This is a genomic window from Agrobacterium sp. RAC06, from assembly GCF_001713475.1.
GTDB lineage: Bacteria > Pseudomonadota > Alphaproteobacteria > Rhizobiales > Rhizobiaceae > Allorhizobium.
In genome coordinates this window covers 2,805,133-2,829,158 of record NZ_CP016499.1, presented here as the reverse complement: position 1 = coordinate 2,829,158, position 24,026 = coordinate 2,805,133, and the positions used below count along the sequence as shown (strand labels likewise).

At 62.1% G+C, this 24,026-nt stretch carries 20 protein-coding genes; 4 read left to right on the top strand and 16 right to left on the bottom strand.

Annotation, left to right across the window (positions count from 1 at the left end):
- Positions 1-12 precede the first annotated feature (12 nt).
- Positions 13-717 carry an SURF1 family protein gene (locus BSY240_RS13670; RefSeq protein WP_069042672.1) on the top strand — a complete coding sequence of 235 codons (705 nt, stop codon included), beginning with the start codon at positions 13-15 and terminating at the stop codon, positions 715-717.
- 21 nt (positions 718-738) lie between these two features.
- Here BSY240_RS13670 and BSY240_RS13665 read toward each other — a convergent pair whose 3' ends face one another.
- On the bottom strand, positions 739-1,350 hold the full coding sequence (locus BSY240_RS13665; protein WP_069042671.1) for a TetR/AcrR family transcriptional regulator: 612 nt from the start codon (positions 1,348-1,350) through the stop codon (positions 739-741).
- A gap of 187 nt (positions 1,351-1,537) precedes the next feature.
- Between BSY240_RS13665 and BSY240_RS13660 the strand changes: the two genes are divergently transcribed.
- The 3 genes from BSY240_RS13660 to BSY240_RS13650 are packed head-to-tail and all read left to right on the top strand — an operon-like array spanning position 1,538 to position 6,797.
- Positions 1,538-2,665: an efflux RND transporter periplasmic adaptor subunit gene (locus tag BSY240_RS13660; protein WP_171901575.1), complete on the top strand. Its 1,128-nt coding sequence runs from the start codon at positions 1,538-1,540 to the stop codon at positions 2,663-2,665.
- Positions 2,662-3,747, top strand: a complete 1,086-nt coding sequence (locus tag BSY240_RS13655; RefSeq protein WP_069042669.1) for an efflux RND transporter periplasmic adaptor subunit — start codon at positions 2,662-2,664, stop codon at positions 3,745-3,747. The genes BSY240_RS13660 and BSY240_RS13655 overlap by 4 nt, the downstream gene beginning before the upstream one ends.
- Entirely contained in the window at positions 3,744-6,797 is a 3,054-nt protein-coding gene (locus BSY240_RS13650) for an efflux RND transporter permease subunit (RefSeq protein ID WP_069042668.1), read from the top strand. Before BSY240_RS13655 ends, BSY240_RS13650 begins: the two co-directional genes overlap by 4 nt.
- Positions 6,798-6,855: 58 nt before the next feature.
- Here the strand turns inward: BSY240_RS13650 and hutC are convergent, their stop codons facing one another.
- The 15 genes from hutC to BSY240_RS13575 form a co-directional block, all read right to left on the bottom strand.
- A complete protein-coding gene (gene hutC, locus BSY240_RS13645) occupies positions 6,856-7,593 on the bottom strand; it encodes a histidine utilization repressor (RefSeq protein ID WP_069042667.1) in 738 nt (245 codons plus the stop codon).
- A gap of 87 nt (positions 7,594-7,680) precedes the next feature.
- Positions 7,681-8,298 carry a HutD/Ves family protein gene (locus BSY240_RS13640; RefSeq protein ID WP_083229623.1) on the bottom strand — a complete coding sequence of 206 codons (618 nt, stop codon included), beginning with the start codon at positions 8,296-8,298 and terminating at the stop codon, positions 7,681-7,683.
- Between the two features lie 17 nt (positions 8,299-8,315).
- On the bottom strand, positions 8,316-9,989 hold the full coding sequence (gene hutU, locus BSY240_RS13635) for a urocanate hydratase (RefSeq protein ID WP_069042666.1): 1,674 nt from the start codon (positions 9,987-9,989) through the stop codon (positions 8,316-8,318).
- Between the two features lie 12 nt (positions 9,990-10,001).
- On the bottom strand, positions 10,002-10,802 hold the full coding sequence (hutG, locus tag BSY240_RS13630) for an N-formylglutamate deformylase (RefSeq protein ID WP_069042665.1): 801 nt from the start codon (positions 10,800-10,802) through the stop codon (positions 10,002-10,004).
- A gap of 1 nt (position 10,803) precedes the next feature.
- Positions 10,804-12,339 carry a histidine ammonia-lyase gene (gene hutH, locus BSY240_RS13625; protein WP_069042664.1) on the bottom strand — a complete coding sequence of 512 codons (1,536 nt, stop codon included), beginning with the start codon at positions 12,337-12,339 and terminating at the stop codon, positions 10,804-10,806.
- A complete protein-coding gene (hutI, locus tag BSY240_RS13620; protein ID WP_069042663.1) occupies positions 12,336-13,556 on the bottom strand; it encodes an imidazolonepropionase in 1,221 nt (406 codons plus the stop codon). The genes hutH and hutI overlap by 4 nt, the downstream gene beginning before the upstream one ends.
- Positions 13,553-15,061: an HAL/PAL/TAL family ammonia-lyase gene (locus BSY240_RS13615; protein ID WP_069043979.1), complete on the bottom strand. Its 1,509-nt coding sequence runs from the start codon at positions 15,059-15,061 to the stop codon at positions 13,553-13,555. Before BSY240_RS13615 ends, hutI begins: the two co-directional genes overlap by 4 nt.
- 43 nt (positions 15,062-15,104) lie before the next feature.
- Entirely contained in the window at positions 15,105-16,478 is a 1,374-nt protein-coding gene (hutF, locus tag BSY240_RS13610; RefSeq protein WP_069042662.1) for a formimidoylglutamate deiminase, read from the bottom strand.
- A 136-nt stretch (positions 16,479-16,614) separates the two neighbouring features.
- The gene (locus tag BSY240_RS13605; protein ID WP_069042661.1) at positions 16,615-18,240 is read right to left on the bottom strand and encodes an FGGY family pentulose kinase; all 1,626 of its coding nucleotides are present in this window, start codon (positions 18,238-18,240) and stop codon (positions 16,615-16,617) included.
- Positions 18,233-18,940 carry an HAD family hydrolase gene (locus tag BSY240_RS13600; RefSeq protein ID WP_069042660.1) on the bottom strand — a complete coding sequence of 236 codons (708 nt, stop codon included), beginning with the start codon at positions 18,938-18,940 and terminating at the stop codon, positions 18,233-18,235. Before BSY240_RS13600 ends, BSY240_RS13605 begins: the two co-directional genes overlap by 8 nt.
- Before the next feature lie 6 nt (positions 18,941-18,946).
- On the bottom strand, positions 18,947-20,431 hold the full coding sequence (locus BSY240_RS13595) for a mannitol dehydrogenase family protein (RefSeq protein WP_069042659.1): 1,485 nt from the start codon (positions 20,429-20,431) through the stop codon (positions 18,947-18,949).
- Between the two features lie 34 nt (positions 20,432-20,465).
- Positions 20,466-21,245 carry an L-iditol 2-dehydrogenase gene (locus BSY240_RS13590; protein ID WP_054149339.1) on the bottom strand — a complete coding sequence of 260 codons (780 nt, stop codon included), beginning with the start codon at positions 21,243-21,245 and terminating at the stop codon, positions 20,466-20,468.
- Entirely contained in the window at positions 21,242-22,240 is a 999-nt protein-coding gene (locus BSY240_RS13585) for an ABC transporter ATP-binding protein (RefSeq protein ID WP_069042658.1), read from the bottom strand. The genes BSY240_RS13590 and BSY240_RS13585 overlap by 4 nt, the downstream gene beginning before the upstream one ends.
- A gap of 12 nt (positions 22,241-22,252) precedes the next feature.
- Complete coding sequence (locus BSY240_RS13580) at positions 22,253-23,077, bottom strand: carbohydrate ABC transporter permease (protein WP_069042657.1); 825 nt, start codon at positions 23,075-23,077, stop codon at positions 22,253-22,255.
- 10 nt (positions 23,078-23,087) lie between these two features.
- A complete protein-coding gene (locus BSY240_RS13575; protein ID WP_069043978.1) occupies positions 23,088-23,960 on the bottom strand; it encodes a carbohydrate ABC transporter permease in 873 nt (290 codons plus the stop codon).
- Positions 23,961-24,026: the final 66 nt, after the last annotated feature.

The window sequence follows — 24,026 nt, the reverse complement described above, 5'->3', positions numbered from 1 at the left end:
CAGCGAGGTGACATGACGCGAGCGGGCCGACCATGGTGGATCATCGGGCTCGGCACGCTCGCCATCGCCCTGCTCCTCGGGCTGGGCGTCTGGCAGCTCCAGCGTCTTCAGTGGAAAACGGCACTCATAGAACGGGTCGAAGCGGGGCTTCTTGCCCCGCCGGTCTCTGCGCCCGGTCCTAATGACTGGGCTGCCGTCTCCTTCGACACCGCGGAATATCGCCGCGTCGAGGTACAAGGCCGCTATCTTCCGGGCGACGATATCCTCGTCAAGGCCGTTACGGCCCGCGGGTCCGGTTTCTGGGTCATGTCGCCTTTCGAAACGCTCGAAGGGTGGCGGCTCTTCGTCAACAGAGGCTTCGTACCTGATGATCGCACGTCGCCGGCAGATCGTCAGCGACCTGCTGGCGAGCCCGAGGTGACGGGGCTTTTGCGGCTCACCCAACCCGGCGGCGCCTTTTTGCGGGACAATGATCCCGCCAATGGCCGCTGGTTCTCTCGCGACACCTTTGCGATGGCCGGTACGCTCGGGCTAGGTGACGTGGCGCCCTATTTCATCGATTCTGACGAACGCGGCGACGCACTCCCGATTGGCGGGCTGACCGTCGTCTCCTTCCCGAACAAGCATTTCGGCTATGCCATGACATGGTTCGGTCTGGCTGCCGTCTTTGCCTATCTGCTTTACCGTGCAACGGGACCCGGCGAACCACACCGCTGATAGAGCCCTTGCAACGGTTGGTCAGGATCCCTTCGTTCCAGCTGCTTGAGGGGTGGGCACCGCGTTGTTAGCGGGGCCGGTCCACATGCTCTTGATGATCTGCTTCACCTGGTATTGCAGCATTTCGTCATGTCTCGCCACCTCCACGAAGCGGCCGGTGAACTCGCGCGTTGAACTCAAGAGTCCCGCAAGCGCGATCGACGCCATCATGCCCAGTTTGATATCGAACGGACGCTTCTGCCCCGCCGCCTCAAGGCTTGACTGCACGAAAGGATAGACGACTTCGAGAAATGGCTTCGCCAAGGCCTCCTCGATGAAATCCTTTCGTTCCTCGTCCCGGCTTTGAATGATTTCCGAAAACATAATTCTCGAAAAATGTGTTCGCCGCCAGATCACGTCCACGACTTCGGAACTGATGAAATCGACACGCTCTGCTTGCGGGCGGTCTTGGGCCCGAGCAATCGCTGCCTCGAGCAATTCCACGGTTTCGCGCGCCACTTCGGTCACGATCGCCTGCCAAAGGCCCATTTTTGATCCGTAGCGGTAGGATATCAGCGCGACGTCGACACCTGCGGTCGCTGCGATTGCGCGCAGTGATGTCTGCTCGAAACCATTTGCCGCAAAGGTCTCCATTGCAGCCTCCAGAAGGCCTTCGGCATTCTGTTCTGCGCCCCGGCGAGGCCGACCCCGTTTCCGCTCTGGCACGTTCTTAACCTGTTTCACACCACCCTCAATTCGTTCGCTTGACAAGCCTAGCCGCATTCCGGCATATATTCAACAGACGATGAATAAAATCCTCCCTCGTTTTCAGGAGCCTGCGATGCCCACCCCGTTGGTAACGCGCCAGATGGGTCGGTTGCCCCCGACGTCAAGAAAACTCCCATGGCTGCTGGCGGCAGTTCTGCCCCTCCTTCTCGCCTCCTGCAGCGACGAGGCGTCGGAAAAGGCCGGCTATGTGCCGACGGTGAGGGTCGCGACCGCAGCCACCGTGTCCGATGCCGTCACGGTCTCCGGTACCGGGGAGGTGAAGCCGAGGGTCGAAAGCGTCCTGTCCTTCAAGGTCAGCGGCCGCGTCATCGCCCGTGATGTCGGGGTCGGCGATCGGGTGAAGGTCGGTCAGGTGCTTGCCCGCATCGATCCGACGGAACAGAAGGCGGATCTGGCGGCGGCAGAAGCGGCCATCCGCGCCCGCCAAGCCACCTTGCGCACCGCCGAATCCTATCTCAACCGCCGTCGCACCCTGACACAGACAGGTGCTCTGCCACAGCAGCAGCTGGACGAGGCGATCCAGCAATATGATTCGGCAGTCAATGATCTCGATGCAGCACAGGCAAATCTCGCCAGCGTGCAGGAAAGCCTGGCTCAGACCGAGCTGAAAGCCGATGCCGATGGCCTCATCACGGCTGTGAGCATCGAGCCGGGAGAAGTCGTGCAGCCATCATCGGCCGCATTCAAGCTCGCCCATGATGGCGAGCTCGATGCTGTCTTCAACGTGGATGAAAGTGCCTTGACCAGGGACACGCCGCCTGAATCGGTCGAAGTCGCCCTTGTCGATCGGCCGGATATTCGCGCAGTCGCGCACATTCAGGAGATCAGCCCCTCGGTGGATCGCAAGCTCGGCACAGTACGACTGAAGCTGTCGATCACCGATCCGCCACCGGAGATCACGCTGGGTTCGGCAATTGTGGCCTATGCGAAGCTCTCGGAAGTGGGGCGAATATCCATTCCGTCCCAATCTTTGACCAGTGCCAACGGAAAGCCCGCAGTCTTCGTCGTCGATCCGGCCACGGAGACAGTCGAGACCCGTCAAATCGAGGTGCTGCGCTACGACGCCGACCGGATCATCGTCGCCAACGGGCTTGAACCCGGTGATCAGTTCGTCGTCGAGGGAACGCAGTTTCTCTATCCGAAACAAAAGGTTCGTACGGTTCAGGGAGACGCGCAATGAAGCAAGTGAAAGCAATTGCATTTCTGTGCCTTGCGGTCGTTGCGCTGAGTTCCTGCAGCGAGGCCGAAGAACAGGCCGCGCCGCAGGAGCGTCCGGCTCTCTCGGTCATCGCCGGGCCGCGCGCGAGTGAGCCTGGATCGACCTTCACCGGGACCGTCGAGGCCAAGCTGAATGTCGACATCGGCTTTCGTCTGCTCGGTCGGGTCACCGCGCGCATGGTCGATGTCGGCGATGTCGTTCGTGCCGGCGAGGTTCTGATGACGCTCGACACGACCAGCCTTCAGCTCGCTGTCCGCCAGGCCGAAGCAGATCTTGCATCCGCAAATGCCAAACTCGATCTGGCGCAGGTCAATGCCAGCCGTCAGGCGACACTTCTGAGAACCCAGGCGACCACGCGTGAGCGACTGGAAGAAGCCGAGCAGACCGCGGAAGCCGCCGAGGCGACTGTCCGGCAAAAGGAAGCCGATCTGACGAAAGCGCGTGAGCAGACAACCTATGCCACTGTCGTCGCACAAACCGATGGTGTCGTTTCGGCCGTTAGCGCGGAAGTCGGACAGGTCGTTGCAGCCGGTCAATCGGCCGTGACGATCGCCCGGCTGGAGGCCCTCGATGCTGTCATCGATGTCCCCGACACGCTGAAGGCGCTTCAACTGCCCGACACGGAATACGAGGTCACCCTCCTGTCGAACCCGCAAATCAAGGCACAAGGTCGCGTGCGGGAGGTCGCACCCGAGGCTGATGGCGCAACCCGGACGCGGCGAACCAAGCTTGCGCTTTCTGCCCCGGACAAAGCGTTTCGCCTCGGCAGCACCGTGGTCGCGAGACCAATCGCAGCCGTCGCCACCGCCATCTGGCTGCCTGAAACGGCCATGGGTGCCGATCAGTCAGGCGGCGCATTTGTCTGGGTCATCGACCCGGCCAGCGGTGCCGTGGCGCGTCGGCCTGTCGAAGCCGAAAAGGCCGATGGCGGCGGCTATGACATTGTTTCGGGATTGCAGGCCGGAGAGCGCGTGGTCAGCGCCGGCGTGAACTCCCTCACCGAAAATCAGATCGTTTCCTTCACCGACGAGATCGCCCGATGAACAGCAAATTCAATCTTTCCGAATGGGCACTGCGGCACAAGTCGCTCGTCTGGTATTTCATGATCCTCTCCACGGTTGCGGGGATCATGGCCTATTTCAATCTCGGACGGGAAGAAGATCCCGAATTCACGATCAAGACGATGCTGATCCAGGCCCAGTGGCCGGGAGCATCGGTCGACGAAATGACCAGTCAGGTCACCGATCGGATCGAGAAGAAACTGCAGGAACTCGAATCCCTCGACTACACCAAGAGCATCAATGCGCCGGGACAGGCGACGATCTACGTCAACCTTCTCGAGAACACGAAGGCGGCGGACGTCAGCCAGACCTGGGTCAAGGTCCGGAACATGATCAATGACATCGTTCCCAACCTCCCTCAGGGTGTGGTCGGTCCCTTTTTCATCGACAGCTTCGGTGATGTCTATGGCAATATCTATGCCTTCACGGCGGACGGACTGACACAGCGACAGCTCCGGGACTATCTGGAAGCGGCAAGAACCGAGATCCTTGCCGTTCCCAATGTCGGTAAGGTCGATCTCATCGGCGCTCAGGACGAAGTGATCTATCTGGAATTCTCCACCCGGCGTATGGCCGCGCTCGGCATCACCCAGCAACAGATCGTCGAGACACTGCAGAACCAGAACGCCGTCGTCGCATCAGGCACTCTGCGCACCGCGTCCGAGAGCATCAGCATGCGCGTCTCAGGTCAGTTCTCCACCGAAGACGATCTGAGAAAGGTCAACCTTCGCGTCAACGACCGCTTCTTTCGACTGAGCGATGTCGCGACCATCACGCGCGGCTATGTCGACCCGCAACAGGCGTTGTTCCGGGTCAATGGCGAGCCGGCGATCGGTCTTGCGATCGGCATGAAGCCGGGCTCCAACCTGCTCGAATTCGGCGAAGCCCTGTCCGAGAGGATGGAAAAGGTAACCGCCAACCTGCCCATCGGCATTGGCATTCATCATGTGGCCGATCAGGCAGTTGTCGTCGACGAGGCGGTCGGCGGTTTCACCAAGGCCCTCTTCGAGGCGATCGCCATCGTTCTCGTCGTCAGCTTCATAAGTCTCGGCGCCAGAGCCGGGCTCGTGGTCGCTCTGTCGATCCCGCTGGTCCTCGCCATCACCTTCGTCGCCATGGAGTATCTGGGCATCTCCCTCCAGCGCATTTCGCTGGGTGCATTGATCATCGCGCTCGGCCTCCTGGTCGACGATGCCATGATCGCCATCGAGATGATGGTGTCCAAGCTTGAACAGGGCGAACCCCTGTCCAAGGCAGCGATAGCGGTTTGGACCTCGACGGCGTTTCCGATGCTGACCGGCACCCTGGTCACCGTCGCGAGTTTCATTCCCGTCGGTCTAAACGACAGCGCCGCCGGCGAGTTCACCTTCTCGCTCTTCGTCGTCATTGCCGTTGCCCTGATCGTTTCCTGGATTGTGGCCGTTCTCTTCGCGCCGGTTCTCGGGGTGCTGATCCTTCCGGCAAAGATGGAGCGGCATCATGAGCAGAAGGGCAGGGTTGCCCAGATGTTCTCGCGCATTCTGGCGGCTTGCATGCATCGGCCGAAGATGACGGTCGCCGCCACATTCGGCGTCTTCCTCCTCTCCGTCTATGGCATGGGCTTCGTCCAGCAGCAGTTCTTCCCAGCATCGGATCGTCCGGAGCTGATCGTCGATTGGACCGGGCGGCAGAACTCCACGCTGGCCCAGACCAAGGCCGACATGGATGAATTCGAGGCCGCCTACCTCGCCAATGACGACAGTATCGACCACTGGACGTCCTATGTTGGGCAAGGCGCCAAGCGTTTCGTTCTCTCATTCGACGTGCAGCCGTCGGCCCCATATTTCGGCCAGATGGTCATCGTGACAAAGAGCATCGAAGCCCGTGAGGCTCTCAAGGAAAAGCTGAAGGCGGTTGCCGCAGATGGCTATCCGGGTACGGACATTCTGGTCAAGGAAATGGAGCTTGGGCCGCCGGTCGGTCGGCCGATCCAGTACCGCGTCAGCGGCCCGGATCCGGAAAAGGTGCGCGAATACGCAGCCGGACTTGCAGCCGTCATCGGCACGGAGCCACGTCTCGGTCGCATCGTCTTCGACTGGATGGAGCCGGCTCGCACCGTCAAGGTCGATGTGCTTCAAGACAAGGCCCGCCTTCTCGGCGTGAGCTCGAGCGATATCGCGACGGCGCTCAACAATATGGCCGGTGGCTCCACCATGACCCAGCTGCGCGACAGTATCTATCTGATCAACGTTGTTGGCCGTGCGCCGGGCGACGAGCGTCAGTCTGTTGAAACACTCCGCAATCTGCAGCTACCCGGCGGTGATGGCCAGTCCGTACCGCTCGCCTCCATCGCCACCTTCTCCTACGGCATGGAGCAGCCCGTGATCTGGCGTCGTGATCGCAGTCCGACGATCACGCTGAAAGCTGCCATTACCGATGCCACGCAGCCGGCCACCATTGATGCGGCCTTGAAGGGCAAGGTCGAAACCTTTGCCGCCGATCTTCCTGCGGGTTATCATGTCGCGGTCGGCGGCTCGGTCGAAAGCAGCGCCAAAAGCCAGGCACCGATTGCGGCCGTCGTGCCGCTGATGCTTCTGACCATGACGACGATCCTCATGTTCCAGCTGCAGAGCTTCCAGCGCCTTTTCATGGTGGTGATTGTCGCCCCGCTCGGACTGATCGGTGTTGTCGCAGCCCTCCTGCCCAGCGGGGCGCCTCTCGGCTTCGTTGCCATTCTCGGCGTCTTGGCCCTGATCGGTATCCTCATCCGAAACTCGGTCATCCTCGTGGTCGAGATCGATACGCTGCAACGCAACGGCCGGCATGCCTGGGACGCCGTACGCGAGGCCACCGAGCACCGCATGCGACCGATCATGCTGACGGCTGCCGCAGCCAGTCTCGCGCTCATCCCCATCGCCTCTGAGATCTTCTGGGGGCCAATGGCTTTCGCGATGATGGGCGGCATCATTGTCGGTACGGTGCTGACGCTGCTTTTCCTGCCGGCGCTTTATCTGATCTGGTTCCGGATCAAGGAGCCCTCGGTCACAGCCTGACCGACTGGGCCAACTTCGACCGGCCTCGACAAAGCTTGCGGCCGGTTTTCTTCTCGGCTCAATAAGAACTTTCGAGACTGTAGCGGCTACCCGGATAGAGAAGCCGAACGGATGTCACCAGCCGGTCGCCGGACCAGGTCCGACGCCGCACCAGAAGACAGGGTTCGGACCTTGCGATGGCCAGCAGCCGGCATTCCCAGGGCTGTGGAAGTACCGCCTCAACGAACTGCTCGGCACGCGAAATCGGCGCGATACCGCTCAGATAGGCATTCGGCGTCATCGCCAGGAAATCCTGATCGAGATAGGCGGGCGCAAGCTCCGCATGGACGAAGCGATCCTCGAGCTGGATCGGCAGGTCGTCCTCCTTGTGCACGATGACCGAATGAAAGGCTGATGTGCCGGCCTCCACTTCCAGCCTGTCCGCCAGATCGTGATCGCAAACTTCCGCCTGCATCAGCACGATCTCTACGGAATGCTCGCCGCCGCGCTCGGCGATCTCCTCGGCGATGTTGCGCACGTCGCTGACATTGGCCCGGCGCTTCTTCGGCGCAACGAAGGAGCCTCGCCCCTGGACACGCACGATGACGCCTTCGTTGGCCAGTTCCCTGAGCGCCCGATGCGCCGTCATCCGGCTGACCCCCAGCATCTCGACCAGCTCGTTCTCGGAGGGAATGCGGTAATTGATCGGCCATTCGCCACGCTCAATCCGCGCCTTGATCTCGGCCTTCATCTGCTCGTAGAGCGGCGTATCCTGCCGTTCCTCGGGGAGTGCAAAGCCTGGCTGGTCGTCGGACATGGTGGGTCGATCCTGATGGTAGCGAAGCGATCTTGCGGGTTTCTAGCCGCCGCGCTTCGGGCATTCCCTTATCGGCACATGCCTTGTCTAGGCAACCGGTTCGGGACCGGAGGCCCGATCCAGAACGGCAATCATTTCGACGCGGTAGAGCGTGCAATCAGCCGCGCGAGGCTCGACGGTGAACTCAAACGGTACCTGCTCTGAGATCATGATATCGCCGAGCCCGACTTCCGATCCCATGCTATCGATCGCAACAAGGGCATCACCCCGAAACACGATTGCGACGGTGTCCCCCGACACCGAAAGCGTCTGTGCGGCTGAGACGTCGATCTTCGTCATGCTATGAACGAAAAACCCGCGACGGCTCATGACATTGAGATCGAGGGTTTCGCCGCCAAGACAATCGGCCTGCACTTCCGAATCGCCGGAAAAGGCGAAGGGAGGCGATTCCACGAGTAGCGGCGGCTCCTGCCTCCCATCGACCGTCAACTGCATGCCGTCGCCTTGCAGAACGGCTATCGTCCTGTCGATCCCGGCAAAGACCGAGAACGGACCGGAGGTCCCGACGGTCGCAAGACTGATTCGCCAGTCGAACCCGCCGGCTCCATCCGAAGCAGGCCTGGAGATCACCTCGCGGGTGATCCCCAGCCCGTTTTTCCAGGGCATCTTCAGGTGCTCGTCGAAGCGCTGGATGCGGATGGACATGGGCGTTTCGCGTCCCCTCAATTGCCGAGAATGCCGGGCAGACGAAGGCCTTTTTCCTTGGCGCAGTCGAGCGCGATGTCATAGCCCGCATCGGCATGGCGCATCACGCCGGTCGCCGGATCGTTCCACAGCACCCGCTCCAGCCGGCGTGCAGCATCGTCCGTGCCATCGGCGCAGATGACCATGCCGGAATGCTGTGAAAAGCCCATGCCGACGCCGCCGCCATGATGCAGCGAGACCCAGGTCGCACCCGAGGCGCAGTTCAGGAGTGCGTTCAGAAGCGGCCAGTCGGACACGGCGTCCGAGCCGTCCTTCATCGCTTCCGTCTCGCGATTCGGCGAGGCGACGGAGCCGCTGTCGAGATGGTCACGTCCGATGACGACGGGTGCCTTCAGCTCGCCAGTCCGCACCATCTCGTTGAAGGCGAGGCCGAGCTTGTGGCGATCGCCAAGGCCGACCCAGCAGATGCGGGCGGGCAGACCCTGGAAGGCGATGCGCTCGCGTGCCATGTCCAGCCAGTTATGCAGATGCGTGTTGTCGGGCAGCAGCTCCTTCACCTTGGCATCGGTCTTGTAGATATCCTCCGGATCGCCCGAAAGTGCCGCCCAGCGGAACGGGCCGATGCCGCGGCAGAAGAGCGGGCGGATATAGGCCGGCACGAAGCCGGGGAAGGCAAAGGCATTCTCGAAGCCTTCTTCCTTGGCGACCTGGCGGATGTTGTTGCCGTAGTCGAGCGTCGGAATGCCCCTGTTCCAGAAGTCGACCATGGCCTGCACATGGGTCTTCATCGAGGCGCGTGCGGCGACTTCCACCGCCTTCGGATCGCTTTCCTGCTTTGCCCGCCATTCGGCAACCGTCCAGCCGAGCGGCAGATAGCCATGGATTGGATCATGGGCCGAGGTCTGGTCGGTGACGATGTCAGGGCGCACGCCGCGACGCACGAGTTCCGGGAAGATCTCGGCGGCATTGCCGACGAGGCCGACGGATTTGGCTTCGCCGGCCTTCGTCCACTGGTCGATCAGGGCAAGCGCCTCGTCCAGCGTATGCGCCTTGGCGTCGACGTAACGGGTGCGCAGGCGGAAATCGATGCGGGTCTCGTCGCATTCGACGGCAAGGCAGCAGGCGCCGGCCATGACGGCGGCGAGCGGCTGGGCACCACCCATGCCGCCAAGGCCTCCGGTCAGGATCCACTTGCCCTTGAGATTGCCGTTGTAGTGCTGGCGGCCAGCCTCCACGAAGGTCTCATAGGTGCCCTGCACGATGCCCTGCGTGCCGATATAGATCCACGAGCCGGCGGTCATCTGGCCGTACATGGCCAGCCCCTTTTTATCCAGCTCGTTGAAGTGATCCCAGGTCGCCCAATGCGGCACGAGGTTGGAATTGGCGATCAGCACGCGCGGCGCGTCCTTGTGGGTGCGGAACACACCGACCGGCTTGCCCGACTGGACGATCAGCGTCTCTTCTTCGGTCAACGTCTTCAGCGTCTCGACAATCCTGTCGAAATCGTCCCAGGTGCGGGCCGCACGCCCGATGCCGCCATAAACGACCAACTCATGCGGCCGCTCGGCAACATCGGGATCGAGATTGTTCATCAACATGCGCAGCGGCGCTTCCGTCATCCAGCTCTTGGCCGAGAGTTCGGTTCCGGTGGCGGCGCGGACGTCGCGGATATTGTGTCTGGGATTGCTCATGGTCCTCGCTCCTCAGCGTTTCAGATCGAGCGCGATGGCTTCGATGGTTGTCAGAATGTCCTTGAGATGGCGTCGCAGCGCCTCGGCCTTTCCGGCGTCATAGGCGAAGGGTGGTGCCTCGATGGCGAGATGCGTGATCTGCGCCAGTTCCATCTGGATGGCGTGCACGCCGGTCTCCGGCCGCCCGTAATGCCGTGTCGTCCAGCCGCCTTTGAAGCGGCCGTTGACCACAGACCTGTAGCCCTCGGCCCGACCGGCGATCTCGGCGGCGGCTTTCTCGATCCTGACATCGCAGGTGCGGCCCATGTCCGTGCCGATGTTGAAATCCGGCAGAGGCCCTTCAAACAGGAAGGGGATCAACGAACGGATCGAATGGCAGTCATAGAGCACCGCCACGCCATGCAACGCTTTCACGCGCTCGATTTCAGCCTTCAGCGCCGCATGATAGGGCTGATGGAAGCCTGCCAGCCGATCGGCGATATCGCCCTCGCTCGGCTCTTCGCCGCTTTTCCAGATCGCCACCCCGTCGAAATCCGTTTCCGGAACGAGGCCGGTGGTGTTCTGCCCCGGATAGAGGCTCACGCCATCAGGGTCGCGGTTCGCATCGATCACATAGCGATGGAAGGTCGCCCGGACCGTCGTCGCATCCGGCAACAACCCGGCATAGAGCTCATGGATATGCCAGTCGGTATCGGCCAGCAGTTTGCCGTTGTCATCAAGCCGATCCCAGATCGCGGGTGGGACATCCGTGCCCGTATGCGGGAAGGCGAGAATGACGGGCGAGTTGCCTTGGGTGATTTCGAAGACGGCCATCTCAGCCCTCCAGCCCCGGCAGCAATCCGGCGGAGACGGCCGAAACCAAGGTCCCATCCGCCACCAGGCGACCGGCAGCCTCGAGATCGGGCGCCATGTAGCGGTCCTCTTCCAGTGTGGCGACATGGGCACGCAAGGTGGAGATGACACGTCTCAGTTCCGGGCTCGTCGTCAGGGGCTCGCGGAATTCCACGCCCTGGGCGGCGGTCAGCGCCTCGATGCCGATGATCGAGAAGAGGTTGTCGGTCATCTGCAGTAGGCGCCGTGCCCCATGGCAGGCCATCGAGACATGGTCTTCCTGATTGGCGGATGTCGGCGTCGAATCGACCGAGGCCGGATGGGCCATCTGCTTGTTTTCACTCATCAAGGCAGCCGACGTAACTTCCGCGATCATCAGACCGGAGTTGAGCCCCGGTTTCTTGGCAAGGAAGGCCGGCAGCCCGTAGGAGAGGGCCGGATCGACCAGCAACGCGATGCGCCGTTGTGCGATCGCGCCGATTTCGCAAACGGCAATCGCGATCTGGTCGGCGGCGAAGGCCACGGGCTCCGCATGGAAGTTGCCGCCCGAGACGACGCTCATGTCGGAAAGCACCAGCGGATTGTCGGTGACGGCGTTCGCCTCGATCTCGAGCGTGCGCCCGGTCATGCGCAACAGATCGAGGCAGGCGCCGTCGACCTGCGGCTGGCAACGGATGCAATAGGGATCCTGCACACGCTCGTCGCCGTCCAGATGGCTTTCCCGGATCACCGAATCGGCGAGCAGGCCGCGCAAAGCGGCTGCCGTATCGATCTGGCCCTTGTGGCCGCGCAGCGTATGGATGTCGGCGGTGAAGGGTGCCGACGAGCCCATGGCGGCATCCGTCGAGAGCGCACCTGTGATCAACGCCGCCTGTGCGGCGCGATGGGCGCGGAACAGGCCGGCCAGCGCCAGCGCGGTGGAGGCCTGCGTCCCGTTGATCAGCGCCAGACCTTCCTTGGCCGCCAGCACGACGGGCGTCAGCCCCGCGCGCTTCAGCGCCTCGGCGCCGGAGAGCCGTTCGCCCTCAAAGAAGGCTTCCGCCTCGCCCATCATCACGGCGGCCATATGCGCGAGCGGCGCGAGATCACCGGATGCGCCGACGGAGCCCTTTTCCGGGATGAGCGGGGTGACGCCTTTTGCCAGCATGCCCTCGATGAGGCGAACCAGTTCCAGGCGGACACCAGAGGCGCCGCGACCGAGCGAGATCAGCTTAAGCGCCATGATCAAGCGCACGATATTGTTCGCCAGCGGCTGGCCCACGCCGCAGCAATGCGACAGGATCAGATTACGCTGCAGTGTCTCCGTATCGGCCGCGTCGATCTTGATCGAGGCGAGTTTGCCGAAGCCGGTATTGATGCCGTAGACCGGCGCGTTGCCGGCGGCGATTTCCGCAATCCGTGCGGCCGCCTTCTCAATGCCGGCGTCGAAGCTGCGGTCGAGCACGGCACTTTCGCCGCTCCAGTAGATCTCAGCCAGTTCGGCGAGAGAGACGCGGCCGGGGTGAAGCGTAATGGTCACGACAGAATTCCTTTGGTGATGTGGCCGTTCCAGATGCGCTGATGCAGCGGGTTGAAGCCGATGCGGTAGACAAGTTCCGCCGGGCTCTCGACCGACCAGATGGCAAGGTCGGCCTGCTTGCCGACCTCGATGGTGCCGACCGTGTCGAGACGTCCGAGCGCGCGGGCGGCATTGCGGCTCATGCCGAGAAGGCATTCCTCAACCGTCATGTGAAACAGCGTGGCCGCCATGTTCATGGTCAGCAGCAGGGAGGTGAGCGGCGAGGTGCCCGGATTGCAGTCCGTGGCAAGCGCCATGGCCGTTCCATGTTTGCGAAAGAGCTCGATCGGCGGCTTCTTCGTCTCGCGGATGAAGTAATAGGCGCCGGGCAGCAACACGGCGACGGTTCCGGCCCGTGTCATCGCGGAAGCACCCTCTTCATCGGTGTATTCCAGATGGTCTGCCGAGAGCGCCTGATACTCGGCTGCCAGCGCCGCCCCATGGAGGTTCGACAGCTGATCCGCATGCAGTTTCACCGGCAGTCCGAGAGATTTCGCCGCATCGAAGACAAGCCGCATCTCATCCGGCGAAAAGGCGATGCCTTCGCAAAAGCCGTCCACCGCATCGACCAGTCCTTGCACCTTGGCAGCCCTCAGGCCCGGCAGTACGACGTCTTCGATGAAGTCGCGATTGCGCCCCTTGTAGTCCGCAGGCGTTGCATGCGCTCCGAGATAGGTTGTGGTGACGGCGACCCGACGCTCGTCTCCGAGCTGACGCGCAGCACGCAGCATCTTGAGCTCGTCTTCAACGGTGAGCCCATAGCCGGACTTGACCTCAACGGTCGTCACGCCCTCGGCGATCAACGCATCAAGCCGGGGAAGGGTTTGGGTGACAAGATCCTCCTCGCTCGCCTCGCGCACCTGGCGCACCGACGAGACGATACCGCCGCCGGCGCGCGCAATTTCCTCGTAGGAAGCGCCGGCAAGACGCATCTCGAATTCTTTGGCGCGATTGCCGGCATGCACCAGATGCGTATGGCAATCGATCAGGCCCGGCGTCACCCAGCGCCCCTCGCAGTCGATCACCTCGGCGCTACCGGGGATCGCGATCTCGTCCGCCTCGCCGACAGCGACAATCCGCCCGCCCTCGATCATCACCCTGCCATTCTCGATCATGCCGAGCCCTGGCCGGTCAGGCGACATGGTCGCGAGTTGTGCATTGGTGAGTACAATCGTCATGCGCCCTCGCTTTCGGACCAGACGGCCGTCGTCTTCAGGAGTGTCCGGATCTGCTGGATGTCGCTGTTCAAGGGCCGGTCGTCCCGGTAGAAGGGCACCGCTTGGCGGATCAGCTCATGGATCCGTTGCGTCATCGCAGCTCTCTTGGCCTTGGAGGGCTGCAGGTCATGGGCCTGCGCGGCGGCGGTCAGTTCGATGGCAAGCACCGTCTCGAGATTGTCGAGGATGGCGAGCGCCTTGGCAGCTGCTGGCGTCGCATGGGTCAGGATGTCTTCCTGCAGGCCGGATGTGATGCCACCGTCAAGGCTTGCCGGCATCGCCAGCCGGCGGTTTTCCGCCACCAGTGCTGCCGCTGTATACTGAATGATCATGAAGCCGGATTCGACACCGCTGCCCGATGCGAGAAAGGCCGGCAGACCGCTCACCAGCGGGTTGACCAGGCGGTCGATCCGCCGCTCGGAAATGGCGGCGAGTTCGGCTGCGGCCGTCGCCAGATGATCCATGGCGAGCCCAAGGGCGGCACCGACCGCATGCGCCTGCGAATGCACTTTCGGGTCTTCAGGCGATCCGCTCACGGCGGGGTTGTCGGTGACGCTCGCAAGCTCCCGATCCACCACCGCGCGGGCCTCCGCGAGCGCATCGCGCACTGCGCCATGCACATGCGGCACGGCCCTGAGGCTGAGCGGATCCTGCGTCCGCTTGCCCGCAGATTCCGCCAGAAGCGCGCTTCCGGCCAGCAATGTCCGCAAGTTCTGCCCGACCTGCTGCAGCCCATCGGACTTCCGCAGGGAAAGCGGCATTTCTGCAAATGGATCGCTCTGCGCGCCGAGGTTCTCATAGGTCATCGCCGCTGCTGCATCTGCCCAGTCGACGAGATGCGCGAGCCTGGTGACGGCAAGCGAAGCAAGGCCGGTGGCGCAGGGTGTACCGTTGATCAGGCTCAGACCTTCCTTCGCCTGGAGCACCAGCGGCTTGATATCAAGCGCGGCCAGCGCGTCTGCGCCCGATATTAGCTTGCCGTCATGACGGCATTCGCCTGATCCGATCAGGACCAGCCCGATGGCCGCGCCATGCGTCAGGTAACCGACGGAACCCCTGGACGGGATCACCGGAAGCATATCCTTGTTCAGGAGGGCGATGAGTGTCTCGACAACCTCAAGCCGGATGCCCGAATAACCATGCGCGAAATTGGCGACCTGGGCTGCCATGATGGCGCGTGTTTCGACCCGCCCGAGCGGTTCACCGACACCACAGGAATGGCTGAACAACAGATTGCGGGAGAGTGACGCCTGCTCCTCGCGATCGATGACCACGTCGCAGAGTGCGCCAACACCGGTATTGATGCCATAGCCGCGGATACCCTGGTCGACCAGAGCATCGACGACCGCGCGGGCATCGAGAATCCGCTGCCGCGCCGTTTCGCTTAAGGCCAGCCTGGCGCCCTCGGCAATCGCGGCGATCGCATCTGAAGTCAGCACCTTATCGAGAGTGATCGTCTGCACCATCAGGCGCTCCATCTGCTGAAAAGAATTCGCCGGCTAATGAAACTCATTGCAGGATCCTCTTCAGCGCGCGGGCAAAGTCGCCGTCGATGCGCTCTTCGGCACGGTGGCGACCCTCCCGAACCACGAAGTTCCCGCGAACCATCACGTCGCGCACGGCCTCGCTGCCGAGCGCAAAGATCCAGCGGTCGAGGATCTGATCGTCTTTGGCAGCGGCGATGAAAGGGTTGGCACCGTCGAGCACGACGAGATCGGCGCGCGCGCCGACGCGAATACCGCTCGTCTTGAGACCCGCAGCCTGAGCACCGCCGGACAGGCTTGCGTCGATCAGCGTGCGGCCGACCGAGGCGCCAGGACCGGATACAAGCCGGTTGCGGCGTCGATCGCGCAGCCGCTGCCCATATTCCAGCACGCGCAATTCTTCCGCCACCGAGGTTGCGACATGGCTGTCCGTGCCGATCCCGAAGCGCCCGCCCAGGGCCGTGAATTCCGTTGCGGGATAGATCCCGTCGCCGAGATTGGCTTCGGTGGCCGGGCAGAGACCCGCGACCGCACCTGACTTCGCCAGCCGTGCCGTTTCCTCCGCAGTCATGTGCGTCGCATGGATGGCACACCAGCGCTCGTCGAGCGCAAACTCGTCGAGCAGATAGCTGACCGGACGGCGGCCGCTCCAGGCAAGGCAGTCCTCCACCTCCCGTTCCTGTTCGGCCACATGAATATGGATGGGCCCGCCAGTTTGCTCCGCCGAGAGCACCGCGCGCATCTCGTCCGGCGTCGCAGCCCGCAGCGAATGGATTGCCAGACCAAGGCGCACATCGGCAGTCGTGCAAGCAGGCGCCAGCCGATCGAGAAGAGCCAGGAAACTGTCGACGCTATGAATGAACGGACGCTGTCCTGCATTGGGCTCGATCCCTCCGAAGCCGGCATGGGCATAGAAGACCGGCAGGTGCGTCAGGCCTATCCCGGCCGTCTCGGCCGAACGCAGGATACGGCTGGACATCTCGAAGCCGTCGGACGTGCTGACCTCAGGCAGAGCATGGTGGAAATAGTGAAATTCAGTGACATGACCGAAACCACCTTTCAGAAGTTCACTATACAACTTTGTCGTAACAGCCTCGACATCGTCAGGCGACATCTGCCCGACCAGCCGATACATGGTGTCACGCCATGTCCAGAAGCTGTCATCGGTTGAGCCGGCGATCTCGGCGAGACCGGCCATTGCCCGCTGAAACCCGTGAGAATGCAGGTTTTGCAGTGCTGGAACCACGGGTCCGGCCAGCATGGTTGAATCTGGCCCATACACCGTGCCGCGTTCGATCGTGGCTATCGAGCCGCTCTGATCGATCCCGATTGTCACATCGCTTGCCCAGCCCTCGGGCAGAAGCACGCGCTCACAGAACAGACTTTGAGAAGCTTTCATCTCGAAACCTTTGCAAGTTGTATAGGCAACATGGCAGGTTCCAAGCTTCGGCGCAAGAGGGCACCGATGCGCCGTCGGATCCGGTGTTCCGTTGACTGCACGCGGCCGAGACCTCGACTCTTGAGGCCGCGTGGGATCAGATGGCCAGGGAAACGGCGTCCGGCGTTCTGCCTTGAGGGCTTGCAAGCGTCGCGAGTTCTTCGCGATGCCGCATCATGGCCAAGAGCAGCGCGTGATCTCGCGCGAGAGCCTGTTGCCGCTTCGGCGATGGAGGAAAGTGCTTCATGGCATACCGCATCCGGCTCCCCGCTTCGGCAGAAGTCGAAAAGGCGCCAGCGGCAACAGCCGCATGCAGTGCGCAGCCGAGCAGAACGGCGTCGCAGTCGATCGGCACGAAGACATCGCAGCCGGTCGCATCGGCATAGAGTTGCGCCAGAAGCGGATGGTCGGCCAGGCCGCCGGCCAACAGAAGCTGTCTCGGCGCGCCCGCACGGCGCGGCTGATGGTCGATGATGTGGCGGATGCTGCAGGCAAGCGCCACGCAGCTTCTCCAGTAGAGCCTGAGAAGGGAGCGCTCACTGCGATCGAGATCGAGCCCCGCGATTGTCCCGGTGAGCATCGGATCGGACACGGGTGAGCGTGTACCGTGCAGGTCCGGCAGGACGCTGATCGGCAGGCCGAAATCTGGGCCTTCGCTTGCCAGACACTCGGCGATCCCGTCGAGGATTGCCCGGTGGCGTGCCTTCATGGGAATCCCGCCGGCCGGATGTTGCGTTACAATGTGGTCCAGGAAGGCACCCGAGGCAGACTGCCCGGCCTCCGTCAACCAGAGGCCGGCAATCGCGGCATCCCGAAAGGCGCCCCAGCAGCCGGTGCCGGACACAGGCTCGCTCGAAAGCCGCACGATGCAGCTCGAAGTGCCTGCAATCAGCACGGCTTCGGCATCGAGCGTGACGTTCGGCCGTTCCCCCGCGGCGAAGAGGCCGATAGTTCCCGCGTAAGCATCGATCAGCCCCGCGGCGACAAGGCACTGCTCGTCGAGACCAAGTTCCGCGGCGCTGGTTCGGGAGAGGCAGCCGATCGCCTGACCCGGCCGTTCCGAAAGGGGCGGCAGCCCCGCTCGCTCCATGACATCGCCGAGTCCAACTTTCCGGTAGTAGTCGATCGGTGGCCCACCGGGCGCCTCCGGCATATAGCCCCATTTCGAGGCGAGCGCTGAATGGCTGCGTTTCTCGGAGCCGGTCGCGCGCCAGGTCAGGAAGTCGCAGAGATCGAAGATTTGTGCGCTTTCGGCCCAGAGATCCGCTCTGTGCCTTTTGAGCCAGAGCAGTTTCGGGATCTGCATCTCGACCGAAAGCCGTCCGCCAAAGCGTTCGAGCAGCGGATCGGCGATCGCGTTGCAGTATTCGGTTTCCTCGAGCGCTCGATGGTCCATCCACAAGATGGTGTCGAGGTTCGGCGAGCGTGTTTCTGAGACCGAAAGCGGGCGTCCATCGCGGTCACGCACGACAAGCGAACATGTGGCATCGAACCCGAGGGCCAGGATTTCGTCAGCAGAAATTCCGCTCTCGGCAAGGGCAGACTTAACCGCGCTGCAGACTGCCGCCCAGATCTCTTCGCTGTCCTGCTCCATATGCTTGGGCAGAGGCTGGTGAACGCTGATCGGGACGACACAGCGGGCAAGTTGCCGACCGCTGAGATCAAACACCCCGGCCCGTGCACTGCCCGTGCCAACATCCACGGCCAAGAGGTGCTCACGCATCAGTCAGATCTTCCAGTCTCCTCGCTCCGCGGACAAAGTGGAGCAAATTCTCCATGGCGTCAAACTGCCCATCCGGCTTCAGATGCGTGAGCGCCTCCCGGTAGCTGGCATTCCCGGTATGGGATCCGCCGGTAAAGGCGATGACCTTCATGCCGGCGGCTTGCGCCGCACGGATGCCGGCGGGGCTGTCCTCGATCACGATGCACTGCGCTGGCGCGACACCCATTTCGGCAGCCGCATGGAGGAAAAGGTCCGGCGCGGGTTTGCCGCGTTCGACCATGGTCGCGCTGAAGATATGTGGGCTGAGACGGGGAAGAAGTCCGGTCACGGACAGGGAGAGCTCGATCCGTTCCCGCTGACTGGACGAGGCCACACAGCAGGAGACCTGCATGGCCTTGAGCGAATCGATAGCGGATGCGACCCCTGGAAGGGCTGCCAATTCCGCACGAAACCGCGCGTAAAGCCTATCCCGCATGCCGGCCAGGAAAGCGGGATCGATTTCGACACCGAATTCGGATCGAACCACCTCTGTCAGCGAACCAAGGCTTCGCCCGAGAAAGCGCTCCGCCGCCTCGCTGGTCGTCAATCCAATTCCCGTTTCGGCCAGCGCTTCGACCAGAACCTCGAGCGCGATACCTTCGCTGTCGACGAGAACCCCGTCACAGTCGAAGATCACCAGGCGGATCGGCTGCGGGTCCATGGTCACTCAGCTTGCAAGGGTTCCGTCGAGATAGCGCTGGAGCGTAGCGGCGGCGCCCTGGCTCCGCAAGCTTGCGATCGCTTCACCGAATCGCTTCTGGAACTGCGGATTGGCTCCGACGGATCCAAAGATGTCGGTAATCCCGATGAAAGCCATGGGATCATTCCGAGAGGTGAGTGCAGCCGCGTGCAGCCGCTCCGCGCTTGGATCGTTGAAGGCGATCGGCTTTCCGCCATCGCTCGTGCCTTCGAAGTAGCGGCACCAGAGGGCCGAGACGAGAGCAAGGCCTTGCACGTCCAGATCCTGGGCCAGACGATCTGCCGTCGAGGGTAGAATGAACTTGGGCTGACGGTTCGAGCCATCCTGCGCCAGGCGCGGGATGGTGTCGCCAATCTTCGGATTGGCGAAGCGGTTCTCGATGAGCGCGAAATAGTCCTGCAAGCTGGTGTTAGGCACAGGCGGCACGACCGGGATGATCTCGTCGTTTTCGAGCTTCGCCAGGAAGGCCCGGATCAGCGGGTTCTCCATGGATTCATGCACGAAATGAATGTCCATCAGCGCCGCCGGATAGGCGATTGCCGCATGGCCACCATTCAGGATCCTGAGCTTCATCAACTCGTAGGGTGCCACATCGGGCACAAAGGTCACGCCCACGTCTTCCAGAGCAGGGCGTCCCAGCGGGAACTTGTCTTCAAGCACCCACTGCTTGAAGCCCTCGCAGAACACGGGCCAGCCGTCTTCGATCCCGTAACTTTCGCGAGTGAGGTCGATCTCCCGCAGTCCGGTCGCAGGCGTGATGCGGTCCACCATGGAATTCGGAAAGGCGACGTTGTGATGGATCCAGTCGGCGATATCAGGATCAGACAGGCGCGCCAACCCGCAGACGGTGGCTTCCGTCACCTCGCCATTGCCGGGGATATTGTCGCAGCACATGACGGTGAAGGGTGGAACGCCCGCAGCGCGGCGCGCCTTGAGGCCGGCGATGATCAGTCCGAAGACCGTCTTCGGCTCGCCAGGGTTCTTCGCGTCGGCGACGATCGCCGGATGATCAGGATCGAACTTGCCGGTTGCCGCATCGATGAAATACCCACCCTCCGTGATCGTCATCGAAACGATCCGGATATCGGGGGAGGAGAGCGTCGCGATGATCCGATCGAAATCCGGTGCCGTGATGACATCCAGCATCGGCCCGGTGATGGTCGCGGCCGAGCGATCGATATCCTGCTCGACCACGGTCGTGAGGAAATCCTGGGCTTTCAGCGTGTCACGCATCCGCTGGTCGGAGGCCATGACACCAGCGCCGATAATGCCCCAATCGAGATCGCGACCGCTGTTGAAGAGTTCGTGCAGGTAGATCGCCATATGGGCGCGGTGGAAATTGCCGACGCCGAAATGCAGGATCGCGGGACGGATGTCCTCGCGGCGATAGGAGGGCAGGGACGCCCGGTCACCGATATCTGCCAGAGTTGCAAGCGAGAGTTTAATCGTCATGAGTGCATTCCTTGGCTGGGGGCCGCACGAGCCGTCAGCTCATCCAGTTTCCGCCGTCGACATTGTAGGTCTGGGCGACGATGTAGTCGGCTTCCGCCGAGGCGAGGAAGACTGCCATGCCGGTCAGATCCTCCGCCCGGCCCATACGGCCGAAGGGGACCGCCTCGCCGACAAGTTTCTTCTTTTCGCCAAGCGGACGGTTTTCGTACTTTGCGAAGAGCGCGTCGACCTCGTCCCACATCTCGCTGCCGACCACGCCAGGCGCGATCCCGTTGACGTTGATCCCGTGCTTGATGAGGTCGAGGCCAGCCGATTGGGTGAGCGAAATGACGGCAGCCTTCGAGGCGCAGTAGACGCCGACCAGCGGTTCGCCGCGTCGTCCGGCCTGGCTCGCCATGTTGATGATCTTGCCACCACGCCCTTGCGCCATCATCTGCTTGGCCACGGCCTGCATCGTAAACAGCGTTCCTCCGACATTGATGTCGAAAACGCGTTGATAGCTCTTGCGGGAAATCTCGATGATCGGAGCGAGATCGAAGATTGCGGCATTGTTGACCAGAATATCGATGCCGCCGGCGCGTTCGACACAGGCAGCAATCGCTGCGTCGATCGATGCCTGATCGGAGACGTCGATCCGGACGGCATAGGCCGCAGGGCCGATCTCCGATGCCGTTGCCGATGCGCGGTCGAAATCGATATCGGCGATCGCAACCGCCGTTGCACCTTCGCGAATATAGACTTCCGCAAAGGCCCGGCCGATGCCGCGGGCTGAGCCTGTGATAATTGCCGATTTTCCGCTCAATCTGCCGGTCATGCTGCCAGTCCCTTGTCATTGAATTTGTGCAGTCGATTGAGATCCGGTGTCACATAAACAGTGTCGCCATGACGGACCGGGAATTCCCCTCCGGTCCGCGTGGTGATCGTGCCGACACCATCCACCTCGACATGCAGGAACGTGTCGGAGCCAAGATGTTCGGCGACTGTCACAAGACCACGCCACATGCCGCTGTCGAGCGAGAGCGTGACATGCTCCGGCCGAATGCCAATCGTGTGGGCGCCATGGGCGGAAGCCGCCTTGCCAGAGATCAGGTTCATCTTCGGCGAACCGATGAAGCCGGCGACGAAGAGATTGGCCGGGCTGCGATAGAGGTCGAGCGGCGATCCCACCTGCTCGATGCGGCCCTTGTTGAGAACCACGATCTTGTCAGCCATGGTCATGGCCTCCACCTGGTCGTGGGTCACGTAAATCGAGGTTGCCTTGAGCTTCTGATGCAGTTCGGTGATCTCGAGACGCATGGCGACGCGAAGCGCCGCATCGAGGTTGGAAAGCGGCTCGTCGAACAGGAAGCAACGGGGATTGCGGACAATGGCACGGCCGATAGCGACGCGCTGTCGCTGACCGCCGGAGAGTTGCCCGGGCCGGCGCTCCAGGTAATCGGTGAGGTTCAATATGCGCGCTGCCTCCTCGACCTTGCGGTTGATCTCGGCCGGGTCGACCTTCGCCATCTTCAGCGGAAAGCCGATGTTCGAGCGCACGCTCATATGCGGATAAAGTGCATAGGACTGGAACACCATTGCCAGGCCGCGCTGCGCCGGCGGTGTATGCGTTTGATCCTTGCCGTCGATCACAATGCGTCCGCCGGTCGCGTCTTCGAGGCCGGCGATCAGGCGCAGCAACGTGGACTTGCCGCAGCCGGACGGCCCGACGAAGACGACAAATTCACCGTCATTGATTTCAAGGTCGATCCCCGGGATGACCGCATGCTCGCCGAAGGACTTGGAGAGCTGTTCGAGTTTGATGCTGCCCATGGTCGGGTTTCCTTACTTGACGGCGCCAAAGGTCAGGCCGCGCACGAGTTGCTTCTGGCTGAACCAGCCGAGGATCACTATCGGCGCAATCGCCATCGTCGAGGCGGCCGACAGTTTCGCCCAGAACAACCCTTGCGGACTGGAGAAGGAGGCGATGAAGGCGGTTAGCGGCGCCGCATTGGTGGTGGTGAGACGGATCGTCCAGAAGGCTTCGTTCCAGGCGAGAATGATGTTGAGGAGAAGCGTCGAGGCAATGCCTGGCAGGGCCATGGGCGCGAGCACATAGACGATCTCGTTGAAAAGCGAGGCACCGTCCATTCGCGCGGCTTCTAGGATTTCGCCCGGAATCTCGCGGAAATAGGTGTAGAGCATCCAGATGACGATCGGCAGGTTGATCAGCGTCAGCATGATCGTCAGACCAATCCGGGTATCGAGCAGACCGAAGTCGCGGAACAGCAGGTAGATCGGAACGAGCACGGCGACTGCAGGCATCATCTTGGTCGAGAGCATCCACATCAGGATGTCCTTGGTCCGCTTGGACGGCGAAAACGCCATGGCCCAGGCGGCCGGGATGCCGACGAAAAGTGCCAGGATCGTCGAGCCCACAGACAGGATGACCGAGTTCATGAAAGGCTTGATGTAGTCGCGCTGTGTCTGGACCGTCACGTAATTTTCGAAGGTAAAGGTCGGGATCAGGTCAAAGCCCTGGATCGCTTCGCTTTCCGTCTTCACACTGGTGATCAGCGTGTAGAGGATCGGGAAGAAGATCACGAAGGCGATCGTCCAGGCGATGGCCGTGAAGATGATCTTGCGCCGGGTTGTGACGTTGCGAGCCATGGCCTTGTCCTTACCGGTCGAGGTTCTTGCCGACGGCGCGCATCAGGAAGATGGCGACGATATTGGCGAGAATGATTGCGATGATGCCGCCTGCCGAAGCGCCACCGACGTCGTAACCCAGAAGGGCTGTTCGGTAGATCAGGAAGACGAGATTGGTCGAGGCATAGCCCGGGCCGCCATTGGTGGTGACCAGGATTTCCGCGTAGACCCCGAGCAGGAAGATGGTCTGGATCAGGATGACCACGGTAATTGCGCGGGCGAGATGCGGAAGCGTCAGATAGATGAACTTGTCGATGAAGCGCGCACCATCCATCTCGGCCGCTTCCTGCTGCTCGCCATCGAGTGACTGAAGCGCGGTGAGCAGGATGAGCGTTGCAAACGGCAGCCATTGCCAGGCAACGATGATGACGATCGACAGAAGCGGATATTGCGCGAACCAGTCGACGGGGCTCAAGCCGAGCGCCCGGTTGATGTCGGCCAGCACGCCATAGCCCGGGTGCATGATCATGTTTTTCCAGATCAATGCAGCGACCGGCGGCATGACGAAGAAGGGCGAGATGACGAGGATACGCACGATCCCCTGGCCGAAGATCGGCTGGTCGAGCAGCAGCGCCAGCAGCGTGCCGCCGAAGATGGTGATGAACAGCACGCCGCCGACGATCAGCATGGTGTTCCAGATCGACTGGAAGAAGGCCGGATCCGTATAGAAATAGCGGTAGTTGAACAGGCCAGCGAAGCTGACATTGGCAGGGTTGAGCAAATTGTAGTTCTGGAACGAGAACCACAGCGTCATCGACAGTGGCACGATCATCCAGATCAACAGGAGCCCGACGGACGGCGCCATCATCAGACGGGCCAGGGTGCGTGTGTTTTGAGTAGCCATGATGAAGCTCGCCCTGATGGCCATGTCGGAGACGAGGTCCGTAGGCCCGTTGGAGGCTAGGTGACG